This is a genomic window from Jatrophihabitans sp. YIM 134969 (assembly GCF_054456675.1).
On record NZ_JBTJEQ010000001.1, the window covers coordinates 30385 to 45589 of the forward strand.

The 15205-nt window shown below is 71.0% G+C and carries 11 protein-coding genes; 7 read left to right on the plus strand and 4 right to left on the minus strand.

The genetic code is table 11. The annotated features are described in order from the left end of the window. Positions 1 to 36: 36 nt before the first annotated feature. On the plus strand, positions 37 to 1782 hold the full coding sequence (locus ACXR2U_RS00190; RefSeq protein ID WP_458822886.1) for an acyl-CoA dehydrogenase: 1746 nt from the start codon (positions 37 to 39) through the stop codon (positions 1780 to 1782). 17 nt (positions 1783 to 1799) lie between these two features. On the opposite strand, the gene ACXR2U_RS00195 is transcribed toward ACXR2U_RS00190, so the two are convergent. Next, positions 1800 to 2480, minus strand: a complete 681-nt coding sequence (locus tag ACXR2U_RS00195) for a TetR family transcriptional regulator (protein WP_458822887.1) — start codon at positions 2478 to 2480, stop codon at positions 1800 to 1802. 182 nt (positions 2481 to 2662) lie between these two features. Between ACXR2U_RS00195 and ACXR2U_RS00200 the strand changes: the two genes are divergently transcribed. The 6 genes from ACXR2U_RS00200 (at position 2663) to ACXR2U_RS00225 (ending at position 8528) form a co-directional block, all read left to right on the plus strand. Further along, a complete protein-coding gene (locus ACXR2U_RS00200) occupies positions 2663 to 3709 on the plus strand; it encodes an alcohol dehydrogenase catalytic domain-containing protein (RefSeq protein ID WP_458822888.1) in 1047 nt (348 codons plus the stop codon). A 22-nt stretch (positions 3710 to 3731) separates the two neighbouring features. Next, positions 3732 to 4610: an ABC transporter substrate-binding protein gene (locus ACXR2U_RS00205; RefSeq protein ID WP_458823095.1), complete on the plus strand. Its 879-nt coding sequence runs from the start codon at positions 3732 to 3734 to the stop codon at positions 4608 to 4610. Beyond that, positions 4607 to 5449 carry an amino acid ABC transporter permease gene (locus ACXR2U_RS00210; protein ID WP_458822889.1) on the plus strand — a complete coding sequence of 281 codons (843 nt, stop codon included), beginning with the start codon at positions 4607 to 4609 and terminating at the stop codon, positions 5447 to 5449. Before ACXR2U_RS00205 ends, ACXR2U_RS00210 begins: the two co-directional genes overlap by 4 nt. Next, on the plus strand, positions 5449 to 6195 hold the full coding sequence (locus tag ACXR2U_RS00215; RefSeq protein WP_458823096.1) for an amino acid ABC transporter ATP-binding protein: 747 nt from the start codon (positions 5449 to 5451) through the stop codon (positions 6193 to 6195). Before ACXR2U_RS00210 ends, ACXR2U_RS00215 begins: the two co-directional genes overlap by 1 nt. Positions 6196 to 6378: 183 nt before the next feature. Continuing rightward, entirely contained in the window at positions 6379 to 8007 is a 1629-nt protein-coding gene (locus ACXR2U_RS00220) for a GMC family oxidoreductase (RefSeq protein ID WP_458822890.1), read from the plus strand. Next, entirely contained in the window at positions 8007 to 8528 is a 522-nt protein-coding gene (locus ACXR2U_RS00225; protein WP_458822891.1) for a hypothetical protein, read from the plus strand. Before ACXR2U_RS00220 ends, ACXR2U_RS00225 begins: the two co-directional genes overlap by 1 nt. 10 nt (positions 8529 to 8538) lie before the next feature. On the opposite strand, the gene ACXR2U_RS00230 is transcribed toward ACXR2U_RS00225, so the two are convergent. The 3 genes from ACXR2U_RS00230 to ACXR2U_RS00240 all read right to left on the minus strand — a co-directional run bounded on the left by ACXR2U_RS00230 (position 8539) and on the right by ACXR2U_RS00240 (position 15181). Further along, the gene (locus ACXR2U_RS00230) at positions 8539 to 9963 is read right to left on the minus strand and encodes an HNH endonuclease signature motif containing protein (RefSeq protein ID WP_458822892.1); all 1425 of its coding nucleotides are present in this window, start codon (positions 9961 to 9963) and stop codon (positions 8539 to 8541) included. A 509-nt stretch (positions 9964 to 10472) separates the two neighbouring features. Next, positions 10473 to 12440, minus strand: a complete 1968-nt coding sequence (locus ACXR2U_RS00235; protein ID WP_458822893.1) for an oxidoreductase — start codon at positions 12438 to 12440, stop codon at positions 10473 to 10475. Then, positions 12437 to 15181 carry an ABC transporter permease subunit gene (locus ACXR2U_RS00240; RefSeq protein ID WP_458822894.1) on the minus strand — a complete coding sequence of 915 codons (2745 nt, stop codon included), beginning with the start codon at positions 15179 to 15181 and terminating at the stop codon, positions 12437 to 12439. Before ACXR2U_RS00240 ends, ACXR2U_RS00235 begins: the two co-directional genes overlap by 4 nt. Positions 15182 to 15205 lie beyond the last annotated feature (24 nt).

A 15205-nucleotide genomic window follows, 5' to 3' on the forward strand; every position in this document is an offset into this window, starting at 1 on the left:
GACGGGCACCTGGGCCGTCGACATAGAGTCGACCCCGTGCCGTCGCTCATCCTCTCCCGCCGCGACCTGGACTTCCTGCTGCACGAGTGGCTCGACGTCGAGTCCCTCACCTCGCGCGAGCGGTTCGCCGCCCACGACCGCGCGACCTTCGACGCCGTCCTCGACCTCGCCGAGCAGATCGCCACCGACAAGTTCGCCAACCACAACCGGAAGGCCGACCTGGCCGAACCGCACGTGGTCGACGGCAAGGTGGTGCTGATCCCGGAGGTCCAGCAGGCCCTCGACGCGTTCGCCGCCTCCGGCCTGATCACCGCCACCTTCGACGAGGCCGTCGGCGGGATGCAGTTGCCGTTCACCGTCGGCCGGGCGGTCCTCGCCTGGTTCCAGGCGGCCAACACCGCGACCGCCGCCTACCCGTTCCTCACCCTCGCCAACGCCAACCTGCTGCTCGCGTACGGCACCGACGAGCAGATCCAGCGCTGGGTCGAGCCGATGCTCGCGGGTCGCTACACCGGCACGATGTGCCTGTCCGAACCGCAGGCGGGGTCTTCGCTCGCCGACATCACCACCCGCGCCGAACCGCAGCCCGACGGCAGTTTCCGCCTGTACGGCAACAAGATGTGGATCTCGGCCGGTGAGCACGAGCTGGCCGAGAACATCGTGCACCTGGTGCTGGCCAAGATCCCCGGCGGACCGGCGGGCGTGAAGGGCATCTCGCTGTTCGTCGTGCCGCGCTACCTCGACGACGGCTCCGCCAACGACGTCGTCCTCGCCGGCCTCAACCACAAGATGGGGTACCGCGGCACGACGAACACCCTGCTCAACTTCGGCGAACGGGACGGCGCCGTGGGGTGGTTGGTCGGCGGCGAGCACCAGGGCCTGGCGTTGATGTTCCACATGATGAACGAGGCCAGGATCGGCGTCGGGCTCGGCGCCACCGCCCTCGGCTACTCCGGGTACCTCCACGCGCTGGCCTACGCCAAGGAGCGTCCGCAGGGGCGGCCGCTCGGCGACAAGGACCCGACCTCGCCGCAGATCCCGATCATCGAGCACGCCGACGTCCGCCGCATGCTGCTGGCGCAGAAGGCCTACGTCGAAGGCGGTCTCGCGCTCGGTCTCTACGCTTCGCGTCTGGTCGACGAGATCGAGACCGCTGCTGACAGCAACGATCGGGAGCGGGCCTCGACCCTGCTCGACGTCCTCACCCCGATCGCCAAGAGCTGGCCGTCGCAGTGGTGCCTCGCGGCCAACGACCTCGCCATCCAGGTCCACGGTGGCTACGGCTACACCCGCGACTACCCGGTCGAGCAGTTCTACCGCGACAACCGGCTCAACCCCATCCACGAGGGAACGCACGGGATCCAGGCGCTCGACCTGCTCGGACGCAAGTTCGTCCTGCACGACGGCGCCGGCCTCCGCGCGTTGGAGTCGGCGGTGCGCGCCACCGTCGAGTCCGCCACGGCGGCGTTCCCCGAGTACGCGTCCGACCTCGCAGCGGCCCTCGACCGGCTGGTCGCCACCACCCGGAAACTGCACGGCGCGGGCGACCCGGCCGTCACCCTGGCCAACGCCAGCGTGCACCTCGAGGCGACCGGCCACGTCGTCGTCGCGTGGCTGTGGTTGCAGCAGCTGCTCGCAGCGTGCGGGAAGGACGGCGAGTTCTACGACGGCAAGCGCAGCGCCGCCGCCTACTTCTTCCGCTGGGAGCTGCCCCGGACCGGCCCGCAGTTCGACCTGCTCGACAGCCTCGACACCACGGTCCTCGACGCCACCCTGTGCTGAGCCCGGGCGGCCCGTCGCTAGCCGAAGTCGCGCCAGCCGAGGTCGTCGAGCAGCTGGAGGGTCTGCCGGGTCACCGGCTGCAGCAGGCGGTACCGCGAGAGCCGCAGCAGCCGCTCGACCAGGGGCACGGAGCGGTGGATGAGCAACCGGGTCCGCTCGGCTCCCTCGGAGGAGTCGTACACCCAGAACAGGACGATCCCCATCTGGTAGAGCCACAGCAGGCTCGGCAGACGGGAGAGCAGGTCCGGATCGGCCTTGATGTCCGATCCGTCGATCACCGCCGCCATCGAGGCCACGGAGCTCGAGCGGGTCGGCGCCGACTCGGCCGAGAACGGGCTCATCGGCGAGTTGGGATCGGCGGCGTGGCGGAAGAACTGGGCCGCGAAGGCGTGGTGCGGCATCGCGACGTCGACCCAGGCGTCGAGCACGCCGGTGAGTCGCTCGGAGAAGTCGGTGGTGCCCTCGATGACCACGTGCGCCCGCGCGCGGTGCTCGGAGTTGACCAGGTCGTAGAAGCCCTGGATCAGGTGCTCCTTGGACGCGAAGTAGTAGTACGCGTTGCCGACCGACAGGCCGGCGTCGGCGGCGATCGCCCGCATCGTCGTGCGGTCGTAGCCGTTCTCGGTGAACAGCGCCATCGCGCTCGCGACGATGCGTTCCCGGGTCGACGAACTGTCTCCGCTCTCGGCGCCGGTCACGGGTGGCCGCGCCGTCCGCATGTGGGCAGCGGGTAGCCGGATGTGACACGCAGGACACGGCGCCCGGCAGAGGTCGCCGAAACCGTGTGCATGGGTCCCAGCACGTGTCCGACGGTACCCAGGTCTCCCAGGCGCGAACCCGGCGCGGTCGCAGGCCACACCCGACTGCCTACGCTGGCCGGGTGCGCGCCGTCGTGGTCGAGCAGTTCGGCGTGGTCCCGGATGTCCGGGACGTCCCCGACCCCGATCTGCCGGCGGGCGGCGCGATCGTGCGGGTCGAGGCCACCGGCGTGTGCCGCAGCGACTGGCACGGGTGGCGCGGCCACGACCCCGACATCACGCTCCCCCACGTCCCCGGCCACGAGTTCGCGGGCACGGTGGTGGCGGTCGCCCCGGACGTCCGGGGGTGGCGGCCGGGCGCGCGGGTCACGGCACCGTTCGTGTACGCCTGCGGCCGCTGCGAGCAGTGCCGGGCGGGCGACGGCCAGGTCTGCCCGCACCAGACCCAGCCGGGGTTCACCCACGACGGCTCCTTCGCCGAGTTCGTCGTCGTCCACCACGCCGAGGTCAACCTCGTCGCCCTGCCGGACGCCGTCGACCCCGTCGCGGCCGCCTCGCTCGGCTGCCGGTTCGCCACCGCCCACCGCGCCGTGGTCGTGCACGCCCGGCCCGCGCCGGGCCAGTGGCTCGCCGTCCACGGCTGCGGCGGGGTGGGGCTCGCCGCCGTCATGATCGGGGTCGCCCGTGGGGCACGGGTCGTCGCGGTCGACGTGGACCCCGCCGCCCTGGCGGCCGCGGCCGCGCTCGGCGCCGAACTCACCCTGGCCCCGCCGACAGCCGCCGAACTCCTCGAGCGCACCGGCGGCGGGGCGCACGCCTCGGTCGACGCTCTCGGCCGGGCCGACACCTTCGCCGACGCCCTCGCAGGCCTGCGACCCCGCGGTCGGCACGTGCAGGTCGGGCTGCTCACCGGCGACGACGCGGCGCCCCCGGTCGACATGGCGCGGGTGATCGGCCGCGAGCTGGAGATCCTCGGCAGCCACGGCATGGCGGCCGTCGACTACCCGGCCATGCTGGCGGACATCGCCGCCGGTCGCCTCGACCCGGCCCGGTTGGTGGGCCGCACGGTCGGGTTCGACGAGCTGCCGGCGGCGCTCGCCGCCATGGACGCCCCCGACGCCGCGCGGGGCGGGATGACGGTCGCGGTCCCCCGTCGCAACGGGGCCTAGGTACTCTGCCGCCGTGCCAGGAATCAAGTTCCGTCTGCTGCCGCTCGCCACTCTCGTCGCCGTGGGAGCGGCCGCGCTCGCCGCGTGTGCGCCCGCCGACGACGACAACGGGAGCACCGCGTCCGGCTCGGGGTCCGCCGCCACGAACGCGTGCACCCCGGACGCTCTGGACACCCTGGCCGCCGGGAAGTTCACGTTCGGGACCGACCAGCCGGTGTACGAGCCGTGGTTCGTCGACGACACCCCCACCAACGGCAAGGGTTTCGAGTCCGCCGTCGCGTACGCCGTGGCCGAGCAGCTCGGCTACTCGCAGGACCAGGTGGCCTGGACCCGCGTCACCTTCAACGCGGCCATCGCGCCCGGGCCCAAGACCTTCGACGCCGACATCAACGAGTTCTCGATCACCGACGAGCGCAAGCAGGCCGTCGACTTCTCCTCGCCCTACTACGACGTCACCCAGGCCGTCGTGGCGCTGAACGGCAGCAAGGCCGCCGGCGTCACCGACCTGGCGGGCCTCAAGGACCTCAAGCTCGGCGCGCAGGTCGGCACCACCAGCTACACCGCGATCACCGACGTCGTGAAGCCCTCGCAGCAGCCGTCGGTGTTCAACACCAACGACGACGCCAAGGCCGCCCTCACCAACAAGCAGATCGACGCGCTCGTCGTCGACCTGCCGACCGCCTTCTACATCACCTCGGCCGAGCTCGAGAACTCGAAGATCGTCGGCCAGCTCCCGGAGAGCGGCGGCACGGCGGAGCAGTTCGGCATGGTGCTCGACAAGGGCAGCCCGTTGACGACGTGCGTCAGCGGCGCCGTCGACGCCCTGCGCTCGAACGGCACCCTCGACAAGCTGGTCGACCAGTGGCTGTCGCAGGCGGGCAGCGCCCCCGAACTGTCATGACCCCGAGCCAGGTCGAACTCGACCGGCAGTCCTACCGTCGGACGAGGACGATCTGGTCGTTCGCGATCGCCGGTGCCAGCACGACGTTGTTCGTGCTGGTGGCGGGCATCGCCATCGTGCTGTCGCCCGGCTGGGACCGGGTCAAGGAGTCGTTCCTCGACGTCCACGTCGCAGCGAGGTCGTGGCGGCCGATCCTGTCCGGGTTGTGGCTGAACGTCCGGGTGCTGCTCGTCGCGGCCGTCCTGGTGCTCGCTCTCGCGCTGGTCGTGGCGCTGCTGCGCAGCGTGCGCGGACCGGTGTTCTTCCCGCTGCGCGCGTTGGCGACGGCCTACGTCGACATCTTCCGCGGCATCCCGTTGATCATCGTGCTGTACATCATCGGCTTCGGCCTGCCCGGGTTGCGGCTGGCCGGCACGCCCAACAACCCCGTGGTTCTCGGCACGATCGCGATCGTGCTGGTCTACAGCGGCTACGTGGCCGAGGTCCTGCGGGCGGGGATCGAGTCGGTCCACCCGTCGCAGCGGGCTGCCGCCCGCTCGCTGGGTCTGACGTACGCGCAGACGATGCGGGTCGTCGTGCTTCCGCAGGCGTTCCGGCGTGTGCTGCCCGCTCTGCTCAACGACTTCGTCGCGTTGCAGAAGGACGTCGGGCTGATCTCGATCCTCGGTGCGGTCGACGCCGTCCGGCAGGCGCAGATCCAGAGCGCGGAATCCGCCGACTTCACCCCGTACGTCGTCGCCGGGTTGTTCTTCCTCGCCCTCGCCATCCCCTCCGGCCGGTTCGCCGACTGGGTGGCGATCCGGCAGGCCCGCCGGCAGAACGCCGGAGCGGTGTTGTGATCGCGCCACCGTTGCTGTCAGCAACGAACATCGTCAAGCGCTTCGGCGAGCGCACGGTGCTCGACCACCTCGACCTGGACGTCGCCGAGCACGAGATCGTCTGCCTCATCGGCGCGTCCGGCTCGGGCAAGTCGACGTTGTTGCGTTGCCTCAACCTGCTCGAACAGGTCGACGACGGCGTGATCGTGTTCGACGGCGGGGACATCACCAACCCGCGGGTCGACGCCGACGCCGTCCGCAAGCGCATCGGCGTGGTGTTCCAGGCCTACAACCTGTTCCCGCACCTGTCGGTGCTCGCCAACGTCACGCTCGCCCTGCGCCTCGTGCACGACGTCGACCGCGCCGAGGCCGACGACCGGGCCATGGCGATGCTCACCCGCGTCGGCCTGGCCGACAAGGCCCGCGACTACCCCGACCGGCTCTCCGGTGGGCAGCAGCAGCGTGCAGCGATCGCCCGGGCTGTCGTCACCGAACCCCGGTTGCTCCTGCTGGACGAGATCACCAGTGCGCTCGACCCGGAACTGGTCGGCGAGGTGCTGGGCCTGGTCCGCGATCTCGCCGCCGAGGGCCGCACGATCGTCATGGCCACGCACGAGATGGCGTTCGCGCGCGCCGCCGCCCACCGGGTCGTGTTCCTCGACGGTGGCCGGGTGTTGGAGCAGGGCCCGCCCGAGCAGGTGCTGGTCGAGCCGCGAGAGGCCCGCACCCGGCAGTTCCTCTCGCGCGTGCTCGACGCCGCGGGCTGACTGTTCCAGGTTCGTTGCATACGATCCCGGCCCTGGGCGGCGCGCCCACCTGATCGCTACGAGCAGATCGTCTGTTGCTCACGACAGATCCACGCCGTCCGACTCTGTACGCGGACACCCTCTGTATGCAATCGTGGGGCCCTCGCCGCTCAGGGCGGGGACGCCGGGTCGAGGAGGACGCGCGTGGTCGGGACCGAACGGGTCGACGCCGTCATCGTCGGGGCCGGGGCATCGGGTGGAGTGGCCGCGTGGCGCCTCGCGACCGCCGGCTGGCGGGTCGTGTGCCTGGAACAGGGCGGCTGGGACGATCGCAACACCGCGTCCGAGTCGCTGGACTGGGAACTGGCGCGGCAACGCGCGCGCCACCCCAACCCCAACATGCGTCGCGGCCCGGCGGACTACCCGATCGACGATCTCGACACCCCGATCCGGCCGCTGCTCTACAACGGCGTCGGCGGCTCGCTCATCCACTGGGGCGCGCACTTCCCGCGGTTGCATCCGTCGGACTTCAAGGTCCGCACGCTGGACGGCGTCGGCGTCGACTGGCCGATCTCCTACGACGACCTCGGCCCGTACTTCGAGCAGAACGACGCCATGATGGGCGTCTCCGGGCTCGCGGGCGATCCGGCCAACCCACCGCGCGGCGCCCGGCAGTGCCGGCCGCTCCCCCTCGGGCGCGGCGGCGAGAAGCTCGCGCGCGCGTTCGACGAGCTCGGCTGGGCGTGGTGGCCCGCCGACGCCGCGATCAACTCCGAGGCCTACGGCGAGGGCCGGCAGGCGTGCAACATGTGCGGGCCGTGCGATCTCGGCTGCCCCCGCGGCGCGCGGGCCAGCACCGATCTCGTCTACTGGCCCGAGGCCATCGCCGCCGGCGCCGACCTGCGGACGCACTGCCGCGTCAGCACGGTCACGGTCGACGAACGTGGACGCGCCACCGGTGTCGCCTACTTCGACGCCGACGGCGTGGAGCGCCACCAGGCCGCGGACGTCGTCATCATGGCCGCCAACGGGGTCGGCACCGCCCGCCTGCTGCTGAACTCGACATCGCCCGCGCACCCGAACGGTCTCGCGAACTCCTCCGACATGGTCGGGCGCAACCTGATGCACCACCCGATCGGCATGGTCACCGGCGTCTTCGACGAGCAGCTCGAGGGTTTCAAGGGCCCGTTCGCGGTCTCGATCATCAGCCAGGAGTTCTACGAGACCGACCTCTCCCGCGGTTTCGCGCGCGGCTACATGATGCAGTACTGCCGCAGCGACGGTCCGCTGGGAACGGCGCTGGGCGGGTACCTCGCGCCGGTCCCGTGGGGGCCGGACCACCACCGCGTGTTCAACGAACGCCTGGGGCACACCGCGAGCGTCACGGTGACGACCGAGGACCTCCCCGATCCCGACAACCGGGTCACGCTGCACCCGACGCTCGTCGACAGCAACGGCATCCCGGCACCCAAGCTCACCTACACGTTGGCGCCGGTCGCGGAGCAGACGATCGCGCACGGCATCGCCAACGCCACGAAGCTGATGCAGACCGCCGGCGCCCGCGAGGTCGTCCCGCTACCGCTCATCAGTGGGGCGGGGTTCCACCTGCTCGGCACGGCCCGCATGGGCCGTGACCGCGCCGACTCGGTCGTCGACGCCGACTGCCGCGCACACGACGTCCCCAACCTCTTCGTCATCGACGGCAGCGTCTTCGCCACCTGCGGAGCGCTGAATCCGACCTCGACGATCATGGCCATCGCGTTGCGGGCCGTCGACCGGATCATGGGTCGAGGCGCTCCGCTCGCGATGGCAGCCTCGGCCGGGGTGGCCTGATGGTCGCCGGCACCTCGGGCATCAACGCGCCCGCCGTGGGCGAGGGTCCGCTCCCCGCCGACCCCGCTGACGCCACCAGCCACACCGATGTCGACACCGCGTGGTCGGCGTGGCTACCCGCCGTCCTCGACACCCTGCTGCCCGCCAACCGGCACCTGCCGGCCGCGGGCGCCATGGGTCTGGCCGACGCCGTGCTGGTCGACGCCCGCTGGTCGCCCGAGTTCGCCGAGACCCTCGACTGGTTGGGCGACGCGCTGCCGGACTCGTTCGTCACCGCCGACGAGCCCACCCGTGTCGACGTGCTGCGCTCGTTGGAGGCCGCCGAGCCCCGCAGGTTCGCGACGATCGTCAACCTCGCCTACAACGCCTACTACGTGCAGCCCGACGTCCTCGCGCTCATCGAGTCGGAATCGGGCTTCATCGCCCGCCCGCCGCAACCGCTGGGCTACGAGCTGGAGCCGTTCGACCCGGCCATCATGACCACGATCTCGCAACGCGCACCGTTCTGGCGTCCGGCCTGATCAATCCTGTTCAGATCGTTGCGTTGCGCAACGGTGTTCGGGTGGGGTCGACGTCGGGTGGTGGTGTCCACCACGGCACGCCGCCTTCCATGTGGCAGGCCCATCCCCAACGCCCGAAGTTGCGGTGGTGGTGACCGCACAGCAGGGTGAGGTTGTCGATCTCGGTCTCACCGTCGAACAGCCAGTCCAGCACGTGATGTCGTTGGCACCACTGCGGTGGGATGCGGCAGCCGGGGAAGCTGCAGTGCTCGTCTCTGGCGATGAGCGCTTTGGTCTGGCCGGGGCTGGCCAGCCGTCTCGTCCGGCCGTGACTGAGGACGCCGCCGGCGTCGTTGAGGACGACGGGGATGATCTCGGCTTCGGCGGCCAGGTTCAGCAGTTCCGCCACCGACATGTCCCCGCCGTGCGAGGTGTGGACCCGGCCGGTCCGCTGCTCCAGGTCCTTGACGGTCATCGTCACGACCAGCGTGGTGGGGACGCCGCCGGAGTCGGGCAGGGTGCCGGAACGCAGGAACCGGTCGCACAGTTCTTCCAGGGCGTCGTGCAGGCGGACGTCGGCGGGGCGGGTGTCGGGTCCGTGACCGTCGTCCGGCCGGGGTGCGGCGAGGGGGCTCAGGACGGTCTGCAGCTTCGCGAACAGCCCGGCGGTCAGGTCGCCGCGGGTGGTACAGGCGCCGTCGTCGTGCTGAATGAGGCGCAGGGAGCGGCGGCGGCGCTGAGCTTCGTCGCGGGGCGTCGGTCCGTCCTGGTCGAGCCGGTCGCGGAGGTCCCGACCGAGCATCGCCACATCGGACGCGTCGTACATGCGGGCAACGGCGAGCAACTCGAGTTCGGCCGCGTCCAGAACCTCGACCGGCAACCCGACGGGAAGTTGATCCACCGCGCGGTCGATGGTGTGGGCGTGGTCGGCGGTGATCAACCCGGCCGCTTGCGCTGCGGCCACGTGCAGCCGCACCGGCGGGAGGGGTTCGCCGGTGAGTGTCACCCGTGGGGCGCAGCCGTTGGCGGTGCGTACGCGTCGTTTCGCCTCCGCGGGCCGGATCCGCAGGGCGCCGGCGAGCCAGGCGGCGGTAGAGCGGGCGCCGGTGCGTTCGATGGTGTCGGGTCGTCGTTCGATCTCCGCGATCAACGCCTGGTCACACGAGGCGATGACGTTCACGGCGGCCTGCAGTTCGTGGACCGCATCCAGGACCTCGTGCCCCTCCGCCTCGCGCACCGCGGCCGGGATCAGCCCCGCCAGCGTGTCGACCTGAGCGCGCAGAGCCGCGATCTGGTCGAGCATCGACAGCGGCTTCTCTTGCCCGCCGTGCTCGGCGGCGTCCATCGCCGCCAGGATCGCCTGCGCCTGGTCGGACAGCACGAACCCGTCGTCGGTCTCGAGGAAGACCGGCTCGCACGGCACCCAGTCGTCGAGGGTAGGCAATGATTCGTGCACGTGTTCGAGTCTACCACCAGATACCGAAACGTCAATGTTTTGCTGCTGATTCCCCTGCCGGAGGTTGCGTGCGGGTTGGGTTCCGAGAGGAACTGCGGTGAGGGTCCCCGACCTGACGACGTGGTCGACCGGACCAGAGCAGCTCCCGCTCTCGGCGCACCCGCCGCGCGCCGTTCGCCTGTCTGTGGTCACCCCCCGCTCTTCTCGGAACGACACCACAGGCGGGTAGACGGCCAGCGCAGGGTGACTCGACATCGCAGGGCGGACTGGTCCACGGCACCACCCACGAGGGCCGGGTACCCCTACTCGTCCTTCTCTCGGAACCCAACCCTCGCGCAACCGCCGCTGCCTGTAGTCAACGCGCGCTCTGATGGAAGGTGACCACAAGCAGGTACACGGGAAACGGAACCGTCGGCCGACAGCGCAATGCGAACTGGGTCCACCGCACCACCCACGGGTGTCGGTTACCCCTACTCGCAGTTCTCTCGGAACCGCCCCACAACGCAGCGTCAGACGGCGCGACCAGCGCGGTGGCCCTCGAAGACGGCGTCGGCGATACGGCGGGGCATGAAGGCGTCGCCGATGACGTCGAGGGCGGGAACCCGGCCGCGCAGGGCTTCCCCGAGGCCGGCCTGAGACGCACCGAGGCCCACGTGCACGATCGCGTCGACGTCCGCGATGCGCGAGCGACGACCGGACAGGCAGTGTTCGAGGACGACGTCGCGGCCCTCGACGGCATCGAACCACGTCGTGGCGATCAGGACGACGCCGAGCTGGTCGAGCGTGCGCAACGTGGTGACCCGGCTCGTCGCGGGGATCTCGCGGCCGACCTCCCAGAACTGCGTCACGTGGGTGAGCGACGCTGCCACGGCGCCGACCATCTCGGAGATCTCGCAGGCCTGGTAGTAACCGTCCTCGTCGAACAGCACGACCCGCTGGCCGCTGAGGTCCACGGCGCGGGAGGCGATGTCGTGGCTGGTGTACACCGGCACCGAGCCGGTGTCGCCGAGGCCGTCACGGCGTGGGGTCGACCCGGTGGCCACCACGACGACGTCGGGAGACTCGGCGACCACGGCGTCGACGTCGGCGACCACCCCGGTCCGGACCTCGACCCCCGCCCGTCGCACGGCGTCGCGCAGGTAGTCGACGACGTAGCCGGTCTCCTCGTGCCCCGGCACGCTCGCCGCGAGGTTGACCGAACCGCCGACGGCCTCGCGCGCCTCGAGCAACAGCACCGAGTGCCCGCGCAGGGCGGCGACGCGGGCGGCCTCGAGTCCGGACGGCCCACCGCCGACCACGACGACGCGTTTGGCCGCGGGCACCGGCGTCAACGTGCCGATCCCCCACGCCGCCTCACGTCCGGTCGCGGCGTTCTGGATGCAGTTGACCGGGCGCTCCATGATGATCGTGCCCCAGCACTGGTTGCACGAGATGCACAGTCGGATCTCGTCGGCACGGCCGTCGCGGGCCTTCGCGACCCATTCGGCGTCGGCGAGCAGCGGGCGGCACAGACCCACGAGGTCGGCGTCGCCGGTGGCGATCAACGCGTCGGCCGCAGCGGGCTCCACGATGCGCCCGCACGTGACGACCGGCAGGTCACCGACGACCGCCTTGACCGCGGCGGCGTAGTGCGTGAACTCCATGCGGGCGTGGTGGCGGTCCGGCGTGTGGATCTCGATGCTGTTGAAGTTCCCGACCGTGACCGACAGGTAGTCCACAAGGCCGACGCCCGCGACGTACTCGGCGAACTGCACCGCCATGGCGCGGTCGATGCCGTTCGGCGACAACTCCTCGGCGCCCATGCGCAGACCGAGCACGAAGTCGGCTCCGCACCGGCGGCGGACCTCGGTGAGGATCTCCTCGACGAAGCGGACCCGGTTGGCGAAGCTTCCCCCGTACTCGTCGGTACGCACGTTGCTGAACGGCGAGAAGAACTCCTGGGTCAGGTGGCCCTGCGCCGCGTGCACCTCGACGCCGTCGAACCCGGCGCGTTGCAGCATCGTGGCGGCGTCGGCGAATCCCTCGACCATGCCGTGGATCTCGTCGATCGACATCGCGTGCGGCACGCCGCCGCTGTGCGGGTCCGGCACCGCCGACGGACCGAACAGCAGCGGGACGGCGTCGGAGTGGTGCTGTCGCCCACCGTGGTAGATCTGACCGATGATTGGCACGCCCTCCGCGTGCACCGCCGCGGCGAGCTCGGTCAACCCGGCGAGCGTCTGCTCGCTGTGCGCGGCGATGCGCCCGCGACCGAGGCTCGTGGCGGAACCGGACTCCGCGCCGTGGGCGGCGAGGCCCTCGGACACGATGACGCCGACTCCACCCTTCGCGCGTTCGACGTAGAACGCGATCTGGTCGGTGCCGATCCGCCCGTGGTCGTCGAGGTTGTTGGTGGTCGCCAGTTGCATGACCCGGTTGGTCAGCTCCAACGACCCCAGCCGCAGCGGCGCGAACAGGTGACCGAACGACGCGCTCACTCGGCGCGCCCTGCCACCAGATCGCCCGCCGGCGCCACGGGTTCCGAGCCCGGGCCGAGGTACGCCGCGACCACCCGCGGGTCGCGGAGCACGGCGCCCGGCTCGCCCGAGGTCAGCACGCTGCCCTCCTGGAGCACCGTGAGCCGGTCGCTGATCGCCAGCACGAGGTCGACCTTGTGCTCGACCAGGAGCACACCGATCCCCCACTCGTGCGCCACGCGGACAACGAGTTCGGCGAGCTCACCGGCCTCGCCGTCCCCGAGGCCCGCGGCCGGCTCGTCGAGCAGCAGGACGTCGGGACGACCTGCCACGGCCCGGGCGATGGCGACGGCCTTGCGCTGACCGAACGAGACCTCCTCCGGCAGGCTCTGCCGGCAGTCCTCGAGCTGGAACTGGCGCATGGCCTCGAGCGCGTCGGCCGAGAGCCGGATGCGTCCCGGCTTGAACAGGTCGGTGACGTAGCGCCAGGCGCGCGGGGTCTCGGCCGCCACCGCGAGGTTCTGCTCGACGCTGAGGTCGTTGAACAACTCCAACGACTGGAACGACCGCAACAGCCCCGCCTTGGCACGCGCCCGGGCCGGACGTCCGACCAGGCTGCGGGAGCCGAGCGTGATCGCCCCCTCGGAGCGCACGAACCCGGTGATGGCGTCGATGAGCGTGGTCTTGCCCGAGCCGTTCGGTCCGATCAGGCCGTGGATCTCCCCGGGCCGGACCTCGAGGGTCACGCCGTTCACCGCGACGACCCCACCGAACCGCACGGTCAGGCCCTCGACGCTGAGCACCGAGGTCGGACGCTCCCGGCGCGAGAGGCCGGCGTCGACCTCGCTGTCGAGGGTGTCCGGCGAGGTCCAGGGCAGCCGCGAGGTGACGCTCCGCGAGAGCGCGGCGTAGCGGTTGGCCAGCGGGCCCAGGGCCTTCGAGAACAACCCGACCTGACCGTCCGGGGCCGAGAGCAACGTGATGATCACCGCGATGCCGCCGATGAGCGGCAGGTACAGGTTGATGCTCGACCAGCCGATGAACAGTTGGCTGACCACGCCGCCGGCGATGAGCAACGAGCCGAACGGCGCACCGGCCACGAACCCGACGCCGGCGGTCACCGTCACCGCCACGAGGTACACCGAGCTGAAGACCGTGAAGCTGGCGAACGTCAGCGTCGGCTGGGAGAACGCCAACAGCAGACCGCCGAGCGCGGCGATCCCGGAGCCCAACGTGAAGGCGTAGAGCTTGGAGCCCGCGACGTTGATGCCCAGCGCCGCCGCACCGCGCTCGTTGGAGCGGGTGGCGAGCAGCCGGCGCCCCACCGCCCCGCGCCGCAGGTTCGCCACGCCCAGGCAGGCGAGGAACAGGACGGTCACGACGAAGAACCCGTACCGCTGGAACTCGAAGAACGGGTCGATGCTCCACCCGAACAGGGTCGGGATCGGCGGTGTGATCCCGCCCGGCCCGCCGGTGTAGTCGCTGTTGAGCAGGAAGACCGACACGATCGCACTGCCCAACCCGAGGGTGACGATGGCGAGGGTGGCGCCTCGGGTCCGCAGCGCCGGCAGCCCGAGGATCCCGCCGATCGCCGCGGTGAGGATCACCGTCACCAGCACGGCCAGCAGGAACGGCAGGTGCAGCGAGAGCTTGGCCCCGATGAGCGCGGCCAGCCCGGCGATCGCGAACTGCCCCAGCGAGAGCTGCCCGGCGTACCCGGTGATGACCACGACCGACAGGCACACCACCGCGAGCGAGGCGGTGTAGACGATCGCCTGCGACCACTGCGGCCCGGATCCGAAGATCCACACGAGCATCAGTGCGTACACGATCAGCACCGGCACCGCGTGGACCCGCCCGGTTCCGACACGCGGCAGTCGGTCGAGGACGAAGCTGCGCAGCGGCAACCCCTCCCCGCGGACGACCAGGATGATGATCACGACGAGGAACGGTGCCGCGTTCTGCCACCCGGGCGTCTCGACGTAGCCCGCGATCTCCGAGATGGCCACGCCCAGCAGCAGCGCCGCGATCAGCGTGACCGGGAACGACTTGAAGCCGCCGACCAGCGCTGCGGACAACGCCGGGATGACGAGCAGGACCAGGCTCGTCGGTTCGAGCCCGATGGCCGGAGCGATGAGGATGCCGGCGAGGCCCGCGAGGGACGAGCCGAACGCCCAGTTCAGCGCGGCGATGGTGTCCGGGGAGTGCCCGAGGCTGCTCGCGACGAGGTCGTTCTCCGCCACAGCCGAGGTCAGCCGGCCGACTTTCGTCGAGCGGTAGACGTACGTGAGCACCCCGGTCAGGACCACGGCGAGGCCGATGATCGTCAACGCGTCGGTGCCGATCGGCAGCCGGTTGTCCGACATCAGGAACACCGTGCGCCGCGGGATGACCGGCTCGACCGTCTTGGTGTACTGGCCGTAGATGATGAACGCCGCCGACTGCAGCACGACCACGATGCCCAGCGTGGCCACCACGCGGGTCAGCGACGACGACTGGCGCATCGGCCGCAACACCAACCGGTGCATGAGGTAACCGCCGGCCGCGCACAGCAGGACCGCGAGGACCACGCTGGGCACCACCGGGATCCCGGCCTGCGCGTTGAACGAGTAGTACGCGTACGCCCCGACCATCGCGAACGCGCCCTGGGCGAGGTTGAGCAGGCCCGATCCGCGGTAGACGAGCACCGCGCCCTGGGCGATGAGCGCGAAGATCGCGCCCGTCGCCAGGCCCAGGAGGCCGAACTGCAGGAAGTTGATCATTCGTCCGGCCTCCTGGGATGTGGC